The 17,348-nt window shown below is 41.4% G+C and carries 18 protein-coding genes and 1 pseudogene; 3 read left to right on the top strand and 16 right to left on the bottom strand.

What is annotated here, in order from left to right; all coding sequences use genetic code 11:
* Positions 1 to 504 precede the first annotated feature (504 nt).
* From JL57_RS02780 to JL57_RS02760, 5 genes are all read right to left on the bottom strand, one after another.
* Complete coding sequence (locus tag JL57_RS02780; protein ID WP_034140534.1) at positions 505 to 921, bottom strand: rhodanese-like domain-containing protein; 417 nt, start codon at positions 919 to 921, stop codon at positions 505 to 507.
* A 152-nt stretch (positions 922 to 1,073) separates the two neighbouring features.
* Complete coding sequence (locus tag JL57_RS02775; RefSeq protein WP_034140533.1) at positions 1,074 to 1,952, bottom strand: Fpg/Nei family DNA glycosylase; 879 nt, start codon at positions 1,950 to 1,952, stop codon at positions 1,074 to 1,076.
* Between the two features lie 99 nt (positions 1,953 to 2,051).
* Positions 2,052 to 2,276, bottom strand: a complete 225-nt coding sequence (locus JL57_RS02770) for a MoaD/ThiS family protein (RefSeq protein ID WP_034140532.1) — start codon at positions 2,274 to 2,276, stop codon at positions 2,052 to 2,054.
* Between the two features lie 73 nt (positions 2,277 to 2,349).
* The gene (locus JL57_RS02765) at positions 2,350 to 4,074 is read right to left on the bottom strand and encodes an aldehyde ferredoxin oxidoreductase family protein (RefSeq protein ID WP_291299617.1); all 1,725 of its coding nucleotides are present in this window, start codon (positions 4,072 to 4,074) and stop codon (positions 2,350 to 2,352) included.
* A 155-nt stretch (positions 4,075 to 4,229) separates the two neighbouring features.
* Positions 4,230 to 4,469 (bottom strand): spore coat protein D, encoded by a 240-nt coding sequence (locus JL57_RS02760; protein ID WP_034140531.1) that lies wholly within the window; start codon positions 4,467 to 4,469, stop codon positions 4,230 to 4,232.
* Positions 4,470 to 4,705: 236 nt separating this feature from the next.
* Between JL57_RS02760 and JL57_RS02755 the strand changes: the two genes are divergently transcribed.
* Entirely contained in the window at positions 4,706 to 5,032 is a 327-nt protein-coding gene (locus JL57_RS02755; protein ID WP_034140530.1) for an SCP2 sterol-binding domain-containing protein, read from the top strand.
* Positions 5,033 to 5,038: 6 nt separating this feature from the next.
* Here the strand turns inward: JL57_RS02755 and JL57_RS02750 are convergent, their stop codons facing one another.
* The 4 genes from JL57_RS02750 to JL57_RS02735 form a co-directional block, all read right to left on the bottom strand.
* Positions 5,039 to 5,476 carry a hypothetical protein gene (locus JL57_RS02750; protein ID WP_034140529.1) on the bottom strand — a complete coding sequence of 146 codons (438 nt, stop codon included), beginning with the start codon at positions 5,474 to 5,476 and terminating at the stop codon, positions 5,039 to 5,041.
* A 33-nt stretch (positions 5,477 to 5,509) separates the two neighbouring features.
* Positions 5,510 to 5,893 (bottom strand): toprim domain-containing protein, encoded by a 384-nt coding sequence (locus JL57_RS02745; RefSeq protein ID WP_045691768.1) that lies wholly within the window; start codon positions 5,891 to 5,893, stop codon positions 5,510 to 5,512.
* Between the two features lie 181 nt (positions 5,894 to 6,074).
* Positions 6,075 to 7,820, bottom strand: a complete 1,746-nt coding sequence (locus JL57_RS02740; RefSeq protein WP_034140528.1) for an aldehyde ferredoxin oxidoreductase C-terminal domain-containing protein — start codon at positions 7,818 to 7,820, stop codon at positions 6,075 to 6,077.
* Positions 7,820 to 8,230: a 4Fe-4S binding protein gene (locus JL57_RS02735; RefSeq protein ID WP_034140527.1), complete on the bottom strand. Its 411-nt coding sequence runs from the start codon at positions 8,228 to 8,230 to the stop codon at positions 7,820 to 7,822. Before JL57_RS02735 ends, JL57_RS02740 begins: the two co-directional genes overlap by 1 nt.
* Before the next feature lie 624 nt (positions 8,231 to 8,854).
* Here JL57_RS02735 and JL57_RS02730 point away from each other — a divergent pair.
* The gene (locus JL57_RS02730; protein WP_034140526.1) at positions 8,855 to 10,042 is read left to right on the top strand and encodes a CapA family protein; all 1,188 of its coding nucleotides are present in this window, start codon (positions 8,855 to 8,857) and stop codon (positions 10,040 to 10,042) included.
* 62 nt (positions 10,043 to 10,104) lie between these two features.
* Here JL57_RS02730 and JL57_RS02725 read toward each other — a convergent pair whose 3' ends face one another.
* The 5 genes from JL57_RS02725 to JL57_RS02705 all read right to left on the bottom strand — a co-directional run bounded on the left by JL57_RS02725 (position 10,105) and on the right by JL57_RS02705 (position 14,007).
* The gene (locus JL57_RS02725; protein WP_034140525.1) at positions 10,105 to 10,785 is read right to left on the bottom strand and encodes a response regulator transcription factor; all 681 of its coding nucleotides are present in this window, start codon (positions 10,783 to 10,785) and stop codon (positions 10,105 to 10,107) included.
* A 155-nt stretch (positions 10,786 to 10,940) separates the two neighbouring features.
* Positions 10,941 to 11,456, bottom strand: a complete 516-nt coding sequence (locus tag JL57_RS02720; RefSeq protein WP_034140524.1) for a TIGR00725 family protein — start codon at positions 11,454 to 11,456, stop codon at positions 10,941 to 10,943.
* 52 nt (positions 11,457 to 11,508) lie between these two features.
* Complete coding sequence (locus JL57_RS02715) at positions 11,509 to 12,882, bottom strand: C4-dicarboxylate ABC transporter (protein WP_034140523.1); 1,374 nt, start codon at positions 12,880 to 12,882, stop codon at positions 11,509 to 11,511.
* A gap of 209 nt (positions 12,883 to 13,091) precedes the next feature.
* Positions 13,092 to 13,739: an SdpI family protein gene (locus JL57_RS02710; protein ID WP_034140522.1), complete on the bottom strand. Its 648-nt coding sequence runs from the start codon at positions 13,737 to 13,739 to the stop codon at positions 13,092 to 13,094.
* Positions 13,729 to 14,007, bottom strand: a complete 279-nt coding sequence (locus JL57_RS02705) for an autorepressor SdpR family transcription factor (RefSeq protein ID WP_034140521.1) — start codon at positions 14,005 to 14,007, stop codon at positions 13,729 to 13,731. Before JL57_RS02705 ends, JL57_RS02710 begins: the two co-directional genes overlap by 11 nt.
* Before the next feature lie 190 nt (positions 14,008 to 14,197).
* Between JL57_RS02705 and JL57_RS02700 the strand changes: the two genes are divergently transcribed.
* Entirely contained in the window at positions 14,198 to 14,821 is a 624-nt protein-coding gene (locus JL57_RS02700) for a GDSL-type esterase/lipase family protein (RefSeq protein WP_291299618.1), read from the top strand.
* Between the two features lie 1,323 nt (positions 14,822 to 16,144).
* Here the strand turns inward: JL57_RS02700 and JL57_RS02690 are convergent.
* A complete protein-coding gene (locus JL57_RS02690; RefSeq protein ID WP_034140519.1) occupies positions 16,145 to 17,059 on the bottom strand; it encodes a nitroreductase family protein in 915 nt (304 codons plus the stop codon).
* Positions 17,060 to 17,075: 16 nt separating this feature from the next.
* A pseudogene (locus tag JL57_RS02685) lies at positions 17,076 to 17,348 on the bottom strand (MBL fold metallo-hydrolase); the annotation flags it as partial.

Raw genomic sequence — 17,348 nt, 5'->3', positions numbered from 1 at the left:
TCTCGTGGCCGTCATGCACAAACTTCTTCACTACATATTTGCTGTTCTTCGTGACCAAAAGCCCTTTGTGATTAAACGACCTGAAGATCATCAAACTTGGAGGACAACAAAGCCTCAACCAGCAGCTGCTTAAAGGAATAGTTTGGATACGACAGAGCCATTCGGATCGTGTCAAAGGTGATGCGAGGGATACCGGAGGGCGTTAGACCGAGGATATGCTCGCCATCATCCTATTGACACGTGCACTACACCCAAACGCTTGAAGACTGCAAAGTCTCTTTTACTCCAGAGAGTTACCCCAAATTGAAAGAGAGTTTGCTTGGCTAGCGCCGAGCGTCCCGTTTCTCTAGGTGGGCTTCCCAAAAATTAACGTTTAGGTCATTGTTCGGATTTTTCAATGGCTTAGTTTGTTATGCCGTATTTTACAAACCGAAAATTAAAAGAAATAATCAGACAAACTCTTGACTTTTATTAGCTGGTCTGTAGCTAAACTTGAGATCACTATTACTTTGCACCGGATTCTGTTTGATATGGCCAGTTATTGATACCCCCTAGATTATGGACATTGGTATAGTTCATCTTAGCAAGTGCTTGAGCAGCTATAGTGCTTCGACTTCCACTTCGACAGTAAACGAATATGACAGCATCATTGTTTCGAAGCTTTTCGGGTGCCTGTGAGTTGATAACCTCGACTGGGATTAACACACTACCAGGAATACGCTTTTCATTGTTTTCTGCTACAGTCCTGACATCAAGTAGAACAATACCTTTTTCTGCATCTAAACGTTTCTTAGCTGTTTCAGCCGAAATAGTTTGAACGGTGACTTTTTTATCACTGTCAGATCGAACTTGAGCACACCCCACAGTGCTGAGGAAACTTACGACAACTACAAAGATAACCAAAAACACGCTTTTTTTCATATACTTTTCTCCCCATAATCTTTGATTTCGATAATATTCTTCTTATTAATCTTATCTTATTTCCTTAAACAAGACAATTATTCATTACTGGAAGACGAGTGTACATTTGTCCTGAATCTACAAGGACATGAATGATAAGGTCACTTTGCTCGCTATTTTTGACAATGCGAGCAAAAAAAGGCATTCCTACCTCCGACCTCCATCTTTTGAATCATTTCATGGCACGACAGACACGCTTTTCCCTCCCGGTCATACGATTGAAAATGTGGATTATAGCCCCCAGTAAAATCGTCCCAAGGAGCAAATCTCTCTTCCATATCTCCACCTAAACGGATAGAATCCTTAAGAATAGTAACCAAGGAGTGATATAAGCCTACTTTATCATCCCTACTAAGCGAAGAAATTAAACGAGTCGGTAAAATACCCGCTCTAAATAACCCTTCATTAGAATAAGCATTGCCAACACCCGCGATATTTTTTGGATTCATTAGCCAAGGCTTGATCATACCCCTTTTCCCCTCAAAAAGTTGTATAAAATCTTCAGCACGGAAGTTTGGATCTAGAGGATCCTTTCCCAGTTCCTGTAATTTCTCATTTAGTGGTTCCTGCCCAAGATAGTGCAGATAGCCCAATGTAAGAGAGCAAAAGAAGAGCACCGAACCGTCCGATAAGCCAAAAACGACACTAGCTTTTCCAGGTAACTCTTTAATACTTTGTTTTAATTCCTCTGCATCACTGTGGAGAACCTCAGATTGCGAAAGTGTTTCAATGTTTTCCGCAGGTAAGTAATAAAGCCTGCCATCCAACATCATGTGAGTCAGAAGATAATGATCGTTGTCAAGATGGAAAATTAGGTATTTACCTCTCCGGGTGATGTCTTTTATATGTCTACCTGTCATACGTTGGCAAAAATCTGCACTTTCCAGGTTAAGACTTTTTGCTCGTAGGACATTACTTTCAATAATTCGTTTATCCTTAACCCACTTAGTTAAATAATTCTTGTATATTTCCATTTCGGGAGTTTCAGGCATTCTGTTACCTCCATGTCAACTTTGGTTGAACGAGTTCACTCCTGTAGAAACAGAGGAGGTTAGCTTTGCTAACCTCCTCTGTCTAAGCACTATAATTATCTACATACCACCGACCGGAGGAGAGAAAGCAACAGTATCTTGGTTTTGCAAGACTTGCTCTAATTCGGCTCCTCGACAATTGACCATACAGATTGCCACTTGTTCTAACGGCAGATTATGCTTTTTGATGATATCTATTACCCGACTGTTCTCTTCTAATTGTGTTTTTTCCTGCATAAATCTGCCTTCACGAAGATCTCCAAAAAGCTTAACATTAACTTCCATAGGTTTTACCTCCTTATTTTGACTAAAACTGCTTCCCTATTTTCTTTTCTCCTTTTTAAAATTTACGACTTACTTATAACTGAAGCACTTGATCAAGCTCTTCGCCCGTGAAATCCCAAATAGCATTATGGGGAGGTACTGGTTCACTGAAGAATTCCGGTAAGCGGTCATCCTTGTTGGTAAATCCAGCCGATGCATTGAAATCCCTTTCAGTCTTCAGTATCATGCGCCCCATATTAAACCAGTCATCTACGGACCAATTCGTTCCATACTTGGCATTAATCATCTCAATTAAAGCATGCGAAACTGGTTCATAATCTAAGATCGCAAACGCTGTAAACACGCAAAGTCCTGCAGAATCAATAGCGGCCGTTGCAATTTGCAAGTTCCTTGAAAGCTCAATCTGACCATCTTTAAGCAACGGGTCTACATGACCTCCAACTTTCAAGATATTATGAGTCACCGAGTACCCTGCAGTATGGTCGGCACCCATTGGAGTAGTAGCATAGGTAACCCCAATCCCCTTGACGGATCTTGGGTCATAAGCAGGTATACTCTGATGTTTAACCGTCGGAATTCGGGTTACCCCAAAGGCTTTACCCGTGAAATCCGCTCCATTTCCCAAGATACGGCCCAGAGGAGTACCTTCTTTAATCTCTTCTTTGAATAATTTCAAGATTCCCTTTCCATCCCCCCAAGGAAGAATACCCGCTTCCATGGCCACCATCATGGTTCCGGCGGTCTCAATCGTATCGATACCTATGTCATTGCAAATCTGATCGACCTCCGCAATAACATCGAGATCATCGACTGTGCAGCCTGCCCCAAAGCCCCAGATCGTTTCATATTCAAAACCAGAGGTTAAGTATTTTTCATCTTTATCATTATAAGTTTGAGAACAACGAATGACACACCCGACATGACAGCCATGTGTAGGATCACCCTTTCTGCTCATGATCGTGTCATACATGGTTTCACCGCTAATCTTTTCCGCCCCATCAAATTGCCCCATTCGGAAATTCTTAGTAGGCAGTCCACCAGCCTCATTAAGAATGTTGATAAGCACATTAGTTCCGTACTTGGGTAGGGCATTTCCACTGACAGGGTGACTAAGCAACCCCTTATTGAAAAGCTGAGCTGCATCTTTGAATTTCTTTCGATCATGAATCTGAATGCCTTCCCCGTCATTATCATCCAGCGTTATGTATTTAATCTTCTTAGAACTCATAACAGCACCAAGTCCACCCCGTCCTAAGCTGCGAATATGCCCTTTGGGGTCTTTAACTGAAATATTAGCCGCGGACATTTTGAACTCCCCTGCTTGCCCAATCGTGATGACCCCAGTATTTTCACCATATCTAGAGGTTAGAGTATGGATGACTTCATAGTTGCCCTTTCCCAGAAGTTCTGTCTCTTCATTGATTTTTACTCCGTCTTTATGGACGTGAAGATTGTACCATTTATCTCCGTCTGGAATGTCCTCAATTATCAAAGCCTTTACCCCCAGCTTTGCCAATCTTTGGGACGCCGTTCCTCCAGAATTACTTTCTTTGATCCCACCGGTTAACGGACTTTTGGCACCGGCTGATAAACGTCCTGCGTTAGCAGCCATAGTGCCCGTAAGCAACCCCGGTGCAAAGACTAATTTGTTTTTACTGCCCAGTGGGTGACAAGTTGGCTCAACTTCTTGGGCTATTATAACCGAAGTTAGCCCCCGGCCTCCAAGCAGCTTCCATTCTTCTGGTACTTCCTCCGCGACAAACGAAAGTTGGGCCATGTTGACACGATAAATTTTCACGAATGCACCCTCCAAAACCTCTTTTTTGTGAACTCGCCCTGTTTCACTTACAACTATTATTTGACATGTGTTCTTTAGCTATACATAGCTGACCAACAGCAGACTAGGTCAAATGCCACGCTTACCCAAGCGTGGCATTAAGAATTTTCACATGATTAAAAGAGTCGACCTCCAGTGTACCCTGTATAACCAAATCTACCGAAATCAGCTTGAAAACCTTGGTCAACAACAACGTTTCTTGTCGTCGTCTGATAATAATGCTGGGGAACATCGACAATATTCTGACGATTAATATTCACAATAGGATGAATCACCGGAACAATACGTTGAGTGTAATAGTCTCGCACGCAATATTGTGGAGGACAACAAATTGGTTTACCTACACAACCATACATCAGATAACACACCTCCTTCTATTTGTTACATTATATTCATATAAACATTTTTGGGAACTTTTATCATTTAAGTAATTTATTTCTATAATCGATATAAAATAGCTTCCTTGATTAAACAAATGCATAATTTGAATACTTCTACAAATTAAAAATGTTTTGAAAGAATTACTTTTATATGGTATATTCTAAATGAATAGCTATTCATATTATTAAATTGGGAGGGGGAGGACATCACTATGAGTGTGACAGCTGAACTAAATGCACTTGTGGAGAAAATGAACGCAAACCCAGAGCATATCAAGGAAGAAAAAGACCGCGTGTTTCAAATTAATCTTGAGGAAAGTGGTTCATTACAAATAGTCCTTAAAAACGGTCAAGTGGAAGTAGTAGAAGGAAATGTACATAATGCAGAGGTAACCTTAATCCTCAATGAGAAAAATTTCTCAAAATTACTCAATGATAATCTTAATGCAACGATGGCCTTTATGACTGGTAGTTTAAAGGTTGAAGGAAAAATGGGATTAGCTTTAAAGCTTCAAGAGATCGTTAAATCCTATCAGTGAACTCGTTCAACTAAAGTTGAACATCGAGTCTTCGGTGACGTAAGTCTCCAATGGAGACTTATGCCGAAGGCGCAGATCCACAGACGAATACTTTCGCGCCGTAGGATGGACTCTACCTCCTTCGCCGCCAAGTGTTCGTATTGGGAAGACGGCTCGGCGAAACCCTCCACAGGAGGCTTTCGTCACCGAAGCGGAGCCAGGCGTACCACTCCCACTTGAAGTGGGAGTCTTACAATTGGATAAAAACGGGTAAAAGTCGTAAATTATGTAGGAATAAAGAAGAGCGGGTTTAACCCGCTCTTCTTTATAGTCGTATGTTTCAAACGATACAAAGTCCATTAAGGACTTACGTACTTGATTATGTCTTTCTGAAGAAAGAACTTCCCCTTTCGCGTATCCTATAGCCAAAAGGTTAATAGGTTCAAGAATATCTCTTTTTTCCAATTTCTAGGATTTCTCTACGATCATACCGCTTAATCAATCATGATTATTATAGCTTCGGTTGCTTAACCTGCGGTTATTAATTTCTTCTCCGTCCAGCATTTTTACGGCAAAGTGGGCACCCTCAAGAATTTGTGCCAAAACGTTGAGTGGGGTAGTTGCCACCTCTCGGTACATCCTGTGGGTATAGACATGTCGAACGTTGGGAAACTCTTGCTTAAACAAACGCCGAGCTTTGTTGCCAGCATCATCGGCATCCAAAAGTACGCAGACCTCATCCTCACTATACTCCGCAATCAATTCTTCTAACTTATCAAGCCCCAATGTCCCATAGGTACAGACGATCTCCACCGGTTCATCCAAAATCCGTTCCAGCTGCTTTTTGTCGGTTTTCCCTTCTACAATAATAACTCTATTCATTATTTCACCTATACTTTCGGTCACTCTGCTGTTCTGTCATTTATTATACCTAGCATTATCCTCTACCCATTGTTCTCGTTCTATACGGAGATTGTTATTCAAGAGCTCAACAAAGCTACTTCACCAATCGGTTAGATCCTCTACCAAAGTCTCGATGTTTAACTTTAGTTTAAGGAGTTCATTATTTTGTTAGTAGCAGCGAACATTTTTCTACATACTGCTGAATCATTCTTTGCACTACAGACGAGTCGAGCTTGCCATGCATACTAGGCGTTTCGAAGAAACGTTTTGGTAATTTCACCTGCCGAGGATCAAAACCTAGTTTTTCTTTAATGCGTAGCTTCGTCGCCAAAACCTTTTTGCCGATTGTTGTGAGATCTTCGTCTGTAAGTTCATAGCCAACAGCCTTTAGCGCTTTCAGGACTGTTTCTCGGTTATACAATTTTCGAGCGAAGAGACAGATAACTAGAGAGTTTAGAACACAGCGTTCGAGTTCTTCGTCGAATAGTGCATCGACGGCTTTGTTCTCGTCAAATTGTTTTATAGATTGGTCAACCGCGTAACCAGCATTACATAAATGTGAGTGCCGAGCGCCTACGGTAAGCCCAACTATGTTTCCATAGCCCGTGTGATAACCTGGGATTTCATTGCCGGCAACCTGAAGAGCAAAGTCTTTGCCCCCATGCTTCTCTCCAGCAGATCGTGTCCCCTCTCCCAGAACACGATAAAAATCATTCTCACGGTTCGCTAGATACATGACAGCCCGATAATACTTATTCGTATCTCCAAAGGCTAGCGGAAGAAGAGTTTCTGCTTCCGTCACAATCCCTTTCATTAAGCTTTCAGTTGCCCAAGCCAAGGAGACACCAGTCGATATGGCATCCAAGCCTGTCTTTTCCACCGCTTCGATAAGATGTAAGACTTCATCCGTCTTGCTAATGCCGAGTAACGTTCCCAGAGCATAAATAAGCTCATAATCGTAAGCAACGCTCACCGATTCATAGTCATAACCCTCGTCAAAGACTCGTCGAAATTGGCCAATATGAATACATCCCACAGGACAACCCGTACAAGCCATCTTACGGACGAGATTATTCTTGACAAAGGATTCTCCGCTGATTTGATCAGCCCCATCAAAGCGGTTATCCGTCAGATTTTTGGTAGGCAAAGCTCCTAATTCGTTGATTGCTTCCACATTGATTGAGGTGCCCTGGTCATGATATTTTGACATGAGATCCGTTTCAGTGACCGATTTGAAAATCGATTGATAAACACGAAAATAGTCTTTAGGGTCTTGGATTTTCGTGGTCTTGTCTCCAGTAACCACAATAGCCTTCAGGTTTTTGCTCCCCATCACAGCACCTAACCCTAGCCGACCAAAATGCCGATAAGTATCCACGCAAACGCTGGCAAACTTGACCATCTTCTCTCCAGCAGGACCGATTCTCATAATGCTACGCTTACCGCTTCCTTTTTCATGATCTCGAATAAATTGGCCAACAGTATCCGAATCCATTCCCCATATTGCACGAGCATCTTTGATTTCGATGTTTCCGCCATTAAACGAAATATAAGAAGGCCGAGAGGCTTGACCATGAATTACGACCGCATCATAGCCTGCCATCGATAACGTCAAGGCCAGTCTTCCTCCCACGTAACTTTCCCCTAACTCACCTGTCAAGGGAGAAATAAACATCCCCACAGTCTTGGTAATCAGGGGGTAAATTCCAGAGATTGCGCCAATTGCCAAGACCATCGGTTGTTCGGGGGCTAAGGGTGGAAGTTCTGGTCGCATAGTCTCCTCGAGCAATTTAGACGCCACACCAACCCCACCGAGATACTCGGTCAAATCAGTCCTCCGCGTGATTTTAATTATGCCCGTAGCGAGATCTATGTCTAAAACCCGAATCGCCTTTTCGTATAACATCACCGTACCCCCTCTGTTAACTGTAAACATCCATGTGGACAAAATCGCGCACAGACACCGCAATGTTTACAGACAATAGGTTTTTTGGTGTCAGGGTCGAAATAGATAGCATCGACTGTGCAGGCAAGAACGCAGCGTTGACATCCGACACAGTTATCTTTGTCTAGAATTACCCCTCCACCTTGACGCTTGACAAGGGCTCCGGTCGGACAAACTTCTGCACAGGGAACGTCCCCTTGGCAGGCTTGGCAGACAATCGCTACAAACTTGCCCGATAATCCTCCACTTGTTTTGATGCGAATAGCACTTTTTAAAATGGAATGGTCCTGCTGATTTACGCTGGCACAAGTTATCATACAAGATAAACAGCCTATACAACGATTCATTTGCATGGCTTTTAATACTTTCATAGTCGAACCTCCAGATTATGATCTTCTCAATTATGTATAGTCCATTATATCTGCTAATCGAATTATATTAAAGCTACAGTCCAAGTAAAAATGCTTAGATAATAATCGTTCTGTCTTATATATGACACTTTTTAATTATAAGAAAAGCAACCTCAATGTGGTTTTCTTTAGGTCCCCATTCAATTAAATCAACCGTTGACTCGATGTTCAACTTTAGTTAACCGAGTTTACTGGGGATTACCTGAGTAAAGAGCCAAGATTTTTCTTTCAGATCTCTTCCTTTTATCACTACCTTATTGCCATAGACTTCTATATATAAACCCTTAATAAGAGGTTCTCTTGTTCTAGATTGACCTTCAGCACGACGTACGATGGTATAATGTACTGCGCCAGTATGAACTTTAGTGTAAGGTTGGTTTAATACCACACTATTATCCGACAAATCAGCGTGAGTGTGGGAATTAAAGAGTATCGCTTCTTCACTTTCTGGTTGTAGTTTTTACTTCCAGAAAATGTATTGCTCAAAATTCGTACTTCAGTCATAATGGTAACAACGATTATATCATATCAATCCCACCGCTTCTTCTAAAGCGATCTTAATGAGTTAGGGGAATTAGAGTAATTATGATGTTAAACGTGAAAAGTTTCCTTATGTTAGTCTTATGTTTGATCTTAACAGGCTGCTCCACTATCCCTACCCTGTCATCCTCATTGACTCCTTCTGAGGTCTCAGGAGTCGTACAGCAACCCTCAACCAATCCAGAACCCAAAGCTCCTAAAACAGAAGCGATCACACTTGTCGCGACAGGCGACATTTTAATGCACAACACTCAGATTTGGGGAGGCCAACAACTGGAAGGATCATACAACTTCGATTCCTTCTTCTCTCCAGTGGAACACTTGATTAAAGTTGGCGACTATGCCTCAACCAATTTTGAAGCACCCATGGCAGGACCGGACTCTGGGTATACTGGCTACCCCCTGTTCAATAGTCCAGATGCTATAGCTGATACCTTTAAAAAGTCTGGATTTGACCTAATAGTAACCGCCAACAACCATATCCTAGACAGGGGATATAAAGGTGCGCTTCGAACCTTAGAAGTTCTACGAAACGCTTCATTGGATACCACCGGTTGCTTTTCAAATCTTGAAGCGCATAACTCACCGCTTATTAAATCAGTTCGCGGCATTAAGATTGGATATATTGCTTATACTTACGGCGTCAACGGCATCCCTCTCCCACAGCATGCCCCCTACTTGGTCAATATCATGGACCCTGACAAAATCATGGCAGATATCTCTACTCTGAGACCAAAGGTGGATGTTTTAGTCTTAGTACTGCACTGGGGCGAGGAGTATCGTCAACAACCCACAGAACAACAAAAGGAACTCGCCCAAAAGTTTCTCGAAGCTGACGTTGATGTGATTTTGGGAAGTCATCCTCATGTCATTGAACCCATGGAAATTAAGAAAATTAATGGCAAAAACAAATTCGTCATCTATTCCCTGGGCAACTTCATCAGTGCGCAGAACGGCCTGGAAAGAAACAGCGGGCTGGTACTTAATCTGCAGTTTGTTAAAGACTTTGACACTAATACCACAAGCCTGAAGAAGATTTCGTATGATGCTACTTATTCTCACGCTTATCGAAGTAACGGCAAACTTCAATATAGGGTTGTGCCGATCTTAGAAACCATTCAAAAAATCAAAGACGGCACCGAGCAAATTCTAACACCTCAAGATCTGCCTATTTTAGAGAAAGCTCTAGAACAGACAAGGAAACAGTTAGGCGATCCTATGCACGAGTTGTAATGGGTTCTAATGAGTTCTAAACTCTACACAAGAACAAATATGTCAAAACAAACGCGTTCACTCTATTGAAGAAACTTATATCCTATCCCTCTAATGGTTTTTAAATACTTTGCTTCTTTAGGATTATCTTCAATCTTCTCTCTTAGGTGGCTTATGTGAACCATTATGGTATTAGCATCCCCATAATACTCCTCCTCCCAAACTGCTTCATAGAGTTGTTTCTTCGTATAGACCCTGCCAATATTATGCATAAATAGTTCAAGGAGCTTATATTCCTTAGCATTAAGCTCTAGTAGCTGACCAGCTTTATAGACACTACACCCATCATGATCCAGAGTTAAATCCCCAATCGCTAATCTAGAGTCTTGGTTTGCTGTCTTGCTTGCATAGTTATAAGACCTTCGCAGCTGGGCTTGAACTCTTGCTACAAGTTCCAGTGCACTAAAAGGTTTAATCATATAATCATCTGCACCAAGTCCTAATCCTAAAATTTTATCCATATCCTCTCCCCGAGCAGTTAAAAAGATGACCGGAATTTCACTCGTTTCTCGTATCTTGCGAAGCAGATTAAAACCATCTAATTTTGGCATCATGACGTTGAGTATAGCAAGATCAATCGAATGTTTTAGAAAGATTTCGTGAGCTACTAAACCATTAAACGCATCATAAACATGATATCCTTCCTTAATAAGCAACAGCTTTAAAAGCTCACGGAGATCTTTCTCATCTTCGGCAATCAAGATTCAAAACATCACTCCTCTTGTCAGTTTAAGGCAATTTGTTCCATAAGCTTTCTTCCCCTTCCATCCTTAAAAATCCTTTTTTATAATACTAAAAACGAACTCCTCCTAGACTGAAGTACTAGGGGGGTTCGTTTTTTTGCAAGTCCGATCTCCAATTAACAACCGACTCTGTTAAAAGCGATATCTAAGGCCTCTTTAACTGTCTGAGCATAATCAAGCTTTAAGCTCTTTCTTTCATCTAGATAGGCTTCTTCATAAGCAATGCTCCTCACCTTTTTGGCCCAACCGCCCGATGGTTCTAGGATCACGACTGGTTTAAGATTAAGATACGCGGCAGATAATTCACCCAAGGTGCCATTCCCTCCAGCAACCATAATCAGAGCATCCGAAGAATGAACAAGTATTAAGCTCCTGTAATCAAAGCTTAGTCCTGTCGAGATAGGAATATCTATATATTGATTGGCCCGATCCAACGAATCTCCCGGTAAAATTCCAACGACTAGCCCATTAGCCTCCTTGGCTCCCCTAGAAGCACACTCCATCACACCATTCGTCCCACCAGTTAAGAGGACCGCTCCTCTTAGGGCAATTTCCCGTCCTACATCATGAGCCAATTGTTGAAGTTCTTTCGGTATATCCCCTGATTGGCCGATCACCCCGATTCGTATCACTAATCACTCACCCTTTCTGCATTGACAATGCTCAATAATCTTTTATCTTAATCTATAATAATCCAATCGATCTAAAAATAGTCAGCATTATAAGTATTACAACCGATGAAATTATTGCATACAAGCCATTCCGACGAGGCCCTACCTGGAGCGGCGACTGACCAGTCAACCCGGATATGGCAATAACAGTGGCTGAAGAGGGGGAAATGGAAATTCCCATCGCCCAACTAATAGCTAAAACCAGGGCCAGATAAGTCGGACTTACACCGTAAGCAGCAGCTTTAACTGTTCCTCCGATAATCGTGACTGAAACAATGGGGTGAATACCTATAGCCGACAGCGTGAGTACGAAGAGAATAATTACGATTGCAAGTAATAAGGCGTTTTGTCCGACCAAAATGGATAAAATCTTGGAGATATTTGTTCCTAAGTGAGAGAAATTGATACTTGTGGCAAACAGGCCTGCACCCATAAAAAGAATTATTTCATTTTTTAATTTCGGCAAATTTTTAAAGTAATTTCCCTTAAATTCAGTAATCAGCACTTTAAACCGACCAATTATTCCCAGCCAGAGGACAGGGTATATTAAGCACGCCATGGAAACCACGATGACTGTATGTATTCCAGTAATAAGTGATACTGCCGCAATGGAAAGAATCAAGATTATACTAAAAACACTTAATTCTACTGCTTTTCGAACATCAAGATCCACTATTGGTTCCTCAACCACGCCTGTAAAAGCATTACCGATTTTTCTCTCTTCATACATGGTCACGAAATAACCGACCAAACCAGCGATAACACCGCATAAAATTCCATAAGGAGAAAATAATGGCCAACTTGCTTCACTCAATTGGATAATTAGGGCTATGGCCGCAGTTGTAGGAGCCCAGATTGTGCATGTAGCAAAACCACGGAGGATTGCAGCGCTTAACAGCTTTTTATTAGAACTTAAACTACTAGCCTGACTAATTTGAAGCACAAGCGGAACCACTGCTAAATTGACCAGTACGCCTACAAAAGCAGAAATAAAGCTCACGAGAAGGTAAAAACGACCGTTGTTATACACGTAGCGCCTAAACACACCTTGTAAGGCTTCAAAATAACCTCCATGCTGAATGGGGATACCTAACAGAGGTACTAAAGTGAACATGACGACTAGATATATGTTTTCTTGTAAAGCTTGCTGCCATACGCTTAGAGGAGCATGATAATACAGGAAAAGAAACGTGCTAAGAGCAAACGTCAGGACTCCAATGATCAAGGTTGTGCCCGAAATGAACATGAAACTGAGCACAATTATGATTACCATGATGACTAAGTTGAGATCTTGAATCAGACTTGACTTGATGAACAGGTTCACTAGAAAAATAATCGCAATGCTAAAGGTGAGTATGCTACGAATCCGGGACAAAATCTCCGACATTTCTTAACTCCTCGAATCATTCAAATTGAATTCTATCGTTATCGAACCATTATAGCATGCCTAATCACCGTAAAACAGGGGGACAGGTTCTATGTTTCCTCCCGAAACATAGAACCTGTCCCCCTTTACCCCTATTTTTAAGAAGTTAAATGAAAAGCATTTACTAGTTCATTCAATCCTCAATGCTTAGCTCTAGGATGGTCAACTCGTCATTGTTGTCGCTTAAACTGAATCCACGAATATAGGATAGGCTCGAAAGCAGCAAACAGAACTAACGCAAAATACACAACTGCACTTCCTGTACCAGGCAAAAATGCCAGAATACACATTAAGAAGCCAATTATAAACCATACGAATCCACCATGACGATGAGACTTTGCCCATACAGTCTCATTGGCAAGAGTCCATGGGGTTTTAATTCCCACAAAATAGTTCTGTTTAAATTTCGGCATTAAATTACCGAGGACTATAAAAAGAATACCGATCATCAATTTAACGATTGTGTCAACTTTAATAAACGTAGCACCCAAACTTATGGAGAGAGTCACCATTTGCAAGATCACCAGAAACACGACTAGCATCAGCCTAATGATAAAGTATTGTGGTTTGAATCGTTCGTAATTTTCTTTCTTTGGATCAATTTTTGGTAGAACTGTCGCCATAATGGTGATTGCGATACAAGTCACCGGTAACATAAAAGCCCAGGGGAATTTCGGATACCAGGCATCAATTTCACCTTGGATATTCCAGTGCATCGGAATCTCCTCTGGAAGCCTACCGAACACGAACACTGTAATAAGCACAGGAAGCACGGAAATAGCCCACATCAACCTCATCATTGTCTTCTCATTTTTCATTTTGCTCCACTCCTCTCAACTCAATTAACCAAGCCATGATTTCCTCAATCACGGAAGTGTTCAGTTCATAGAAGATGTATTTACCGTCTCGTCGATCCATAACAAGTCCCCCATCTTTCAATACGGAAAGATGGTGTGACACCGTGGCCTGCGTCATAGAAAAGCGAGCAGCAATATCTCCCGCAGTCATATCCCCATTCTTTAGCAAATTCAGGATTTCTCGTCGGGTTTTGTCTGACATCGCCTTTAAGGATTCATGAAACCCCATGTCGATCTCCCTTCATTTAGATAACCATCTAAATGTTATTGTAATATATTTAGGCTAATAAAACAATATACATTTAGACGTTTTTCTAAATGTATATTGTAACTCATTCTTTTTTAAGAAACGGGTAATATAAGCTGTCTATTAGAGCAGATTTTATTTATAATGACCCTAAGTACTTTTTGAGAAGAAAATCCTAGGAGACTCTGTCGCCAAAGGAACAGGCGATGAAAAAAACAAGGGGTTTTCAAGCTATCTACCCGATTATTTTAATAACAACACCTCAAAAGAGATTATCATAGATAACGCAGGAATAGACGGGCTGGAAAGCATAGGCCTGCTGGAACAGCTCCAAAGCAGAAGGCTTGAGAAAACAATCAGCGAATCGGATTTAATCTTGGTCTCTATCGGTGGAAATGATGTTAGAAACATTCTCTCAATGAACGATCTCGCCAAAGATGATGCCTTTAAGGTGAGATTGGATAACAGTTTAAGCAGTTTAGAACAAACTCTTAAAGTCCTAAGAACTACCAATCCGAATTCCAACGTAGCTGTTCTAGGTCTATATAATCCATATGCCAAGGCAACCAGCGTCGAAGACACTAGACTTTTGAATACATGGAACTATAATGTCCAACAACTCGTTGAAGAAGATCAGCGAGCAATTTTCATTCCAACCAATGACTTACTGAAATTTAATCTTGACCGATATATCGCTAAGGATGGCCTTCATCCGAACTCTGCAGGATATCAAGCACTCTCCAATAGAATTAGTAAATCAGTTGAAACTATTATTTCCAATCAGTCAATGCAGTGAAATAAATTTGTTTCAGACAATGTACAAATCTCTTCTGAGCCCTTATAATCAAGATACCCCCCTTACCCCGGATCGGTTAATGCTTAGATCAGTAAAAATAGATTGGAGTATTTTGATGAAACAAACTTGGATGAAATATTCGTACTTGTTTACTATCTTATTTTTTACCTTAGGCTTTTTTAATATTGGCTTTGCCTGGATCGGTTTTTTCTGTCTTATTATGCCCTTTGTATTTGTAATCAAAGATAATAAACGAACCTGGTGTCAAAGCTACTGTCCTCGATCAAATCTATTTACCAGACTGTTCGCTAGAATTGGGACACACCGCCAACCTCCAAAATGGCTGATCAACGGCACAGGAAAACGAATTATGCTGATCTACTTTACGTTAAACTTTCTAATGATATGTCTTTCTACTTTAATGGTATTTCTAGATAACAGAGATCCTCTAGAAAAAATAAGATTCTTGATGGCTTTCCAACTTCCCTGGAATATGCCAAACCTTCTCTCTATTGGAGCAATACCAGATTGGGCTGTACATTTGGGGTATAGAGTTTATTCCATGATGTTTACAACAACAATAATTGGCCTCTTGCTTAGTTACAGATACAGAGCGAGAACCTGGTGCGCCATATGTCCAATGGGCACGTTATCAGGCTTTGCTATAAGAAAGCCTATTACCTTAGGGACTAACGAACATGTTGCAAAATGAGAATAAAAATTTAGGCAGTAATCAACATACTCCTTCCCACTCAGATCAGGTTCTACTTCAAAGTAGTCCGCAGCTTCTTTAAGGTAATTATTTTCGCAAACATGGGAAATGTAAATCTTAAACTCTTGGTTGTCAGGATTGCTTAGTAATTGCTTAATGACCTTAGGGGTTGAAGTAAAGCAACGGTTAAATTATAAAAAAACAAAACTGCTCTTATTCTTTGAGAGCAGCTTTGTTTTTATTCGGGAAAACAGGGGGAGAGGTCCAGTGTTTTACCACTTGTTGCCGTAAAGCCCCTAGTTTAAACTATGGGGATATAAGGCAATCCATAAAACACTTGTTCTCTGCATAAACCTTTTATGGTATAATATACCTAATATGCTCTTTGAAAATCAAACATATGGGGTTGTGGCAGAAAGGCTGCCGCGTAAAATGTTTGCCGACTAATGTAGGAGTATATTTGGCGAAATGCGAAAACCAAGCAGTAGCCAATTAAGAAAAGCATTGCTTTTTCGTTAAACGGTGGGACACATCGGGATAGCTTGTGGGACTGAACCGGGTTGCCGGGCAGGATGAACCAAGAATCCCCTAGATTTATCTACGGGGAGTTGTCAAACTGTATCAATTGATGCAAAGGTCCTGCGGATCCCTTTTTGATACTCCACCTTGGGATAGCCAATAATCACAAATAATCCTTCTCGACTTTTATAGCGGATGCCATACTTCTGTCTAAACTTCTGAGCAGCTTTCCCGTTTTGAATTAAAGGATGTATAGCCCCAAGCATGCATGTCCCTAATCCTAGCGACTCTGCAGCGATCATGGCATAAGTAGCAGCAACAATGGGGTCGGCAGGGTCAGAATAAGGGGACCCATAGAAATACAGCGCTACGGGAGCATCATAATTTACTAGGTTTATCCCTTTATTCATGTTGTCTAGATACAAGTCCATTGTCGGTCGCACAAATCCCCTGAAAAGTTCATCATTGGCCTTTCCCCAGAATGGCCGCATAAGTGCCAAAAACCATCCTGATACAAGCCATTTTAGCCCTTCTAGATAATCGCAAAAGTCCTTTGCAAACTGTTGAACTTTTATTGAGCTGTCAAGAACAAGAAGGTTTACATCCGAAGGAGGTAAGCCCATCGGAGCTGTTTGGGCTGCTGCTATGACTTTTTCTATAAGTTCTTTTTCCACAGGAACCTCTTTAAACTCGCGAATACTGCGGCGGCGTTGCAAGAGGTTCAGCACTTCCTCATAAGAGGCCTTTTCCTGTTGGTCGGGCAGAGTCCATAAATCTTCTGGAATGAGACATCGGCCATAAATCTTAATTGCTTCTTGCGGGCAAATCGCCATACAATGCCCACATCCGATACAACCATAAACAGAACCCTTACTGATCACTTTGCCGTTTTTTCGAGAAAGATTAAAGCCTTTACATACTTCGATGCATAAACCACATCCCGTACAAAGGCTAATGTCGATCGAAATCTTAGCGGATTCTTTGGTCCTTGAAGTAGGTATTGCCATTAGTTAGCTACCCCCTCTAATTAAAATCCAACGTACTTCCTGCCATAGCCCACTTAAATACACTTGGAAATTCTGTCGCTAACTTACTCAGCATCCCCATACCAGTACAGTGATTTGGCGCTAAACAATCCAAATTGAGTCCTCGCAAATAGTCTATCGTTTGTTGCTGCTGATCCGGAGTAGCTGGGCCAAGATGAGTTCCTCCAATGATCGCTCTTACTTTATGCTCCCCAGTCACTCTCTTCGCATGTTCTACGATGTTCACCAATCCTGAGTGTGCGCAGCCGAG

This window comes from Desulfosporosinus sp. BICA1-9, assembly GCF_000802135.1.
Note: the sequence above shows the minus strand (reverse complement) of the source record. Positions and strands in the feature narration are given on the sequence as shown.

Coding starts and splice junctions, on each gene's coding strand:
- JL57_RS02780 (WP_034140534.1), bottom strand. CDS start 921: ATGAAAAAAAGCGTGTTTTTGGTTATCTTTGTAGTTGTCGTAAGTTTC.
- JL57_RS02775 (WP_034140533.1), bottom strand. CDS start 1,952: ATGCCTGAAACTCCCGAAATGGAAATATACAAGAATTATTTAACTAAG.
- JL57_RS02770 (WP_034140532.1), bottom strand. CDS start 2,276: ATGGAAGTTAATGTTAAGCTTTTTGGAGATCTTCGTGAAGGCAGATTT.
- JL57_RS02760 (WP_034140531.1), bottom strand. CDS start 4,469: ATGTATGGTTGTGTAGGTAAACCAATTTGTTGTCCTCCACAATATTGC.
- JL57_RS02755 (WP_034140530.1), top strand. CDS start 4,706: ATGAGTGTGACAGCTGAACTAAATGCACTTGTGGAGAAAATGAACGCA.
- JL57_RS02745 (WP_045691768.1), bottom strand. CDS start 5,893: ATGAATAGAGTTATTATTGTAGAAGGGAAAACCGACAAAAAGCAGCTG.
- JL57_RS02740 (WP_034140528.1), bottom strand. CDS start 7,820: ATGTTATACGAAAAGGCGATTCGGGTTTTAGACATAGATCTCGCTACG.
- JL57_RS02735 (WP_034140527.1), bottom strand. CDS start 8,230: ATGAAAGTATTAAAAGCCATGCAAATGAATCGTTGTATAGGCTGTTTA.
- JL57_RS02730 (WP_034140526.1), top strand. CDS start 8,855: ATGATGTTAAACGTGAAAAGTTTCCTTATGTTAGTCTTATGTTTGATC.
- JL57_RS02715 (WP_034140523.1), bottom strand. CDS start 12,882: ATGTCGGAGATTTTGTCCCGGATTCGTAGCATACTCACCTTTAGCATT.
- JL57_RS02710 (WP_034140522.1), bottom strand. CDS start 13,739: ATGAAAAATGAGAAGACAATGATGAGGTTGATGTGGGCTATTTCCGTG.
- JL57_RS02705 (WP_034140521.1), bottom strand. CDS start 14,007: ATGGGGTTTCATGAATCCTTAAAGGCGATGTCAGACAAAACCCGACGA.
- JL57_RS02690 (WP_034140519.1), bottom strand. CDS start 17,059: ATGGCAATACCTACTTCAAGGACCAAAGAATCCGCTAAGATTTCGATC.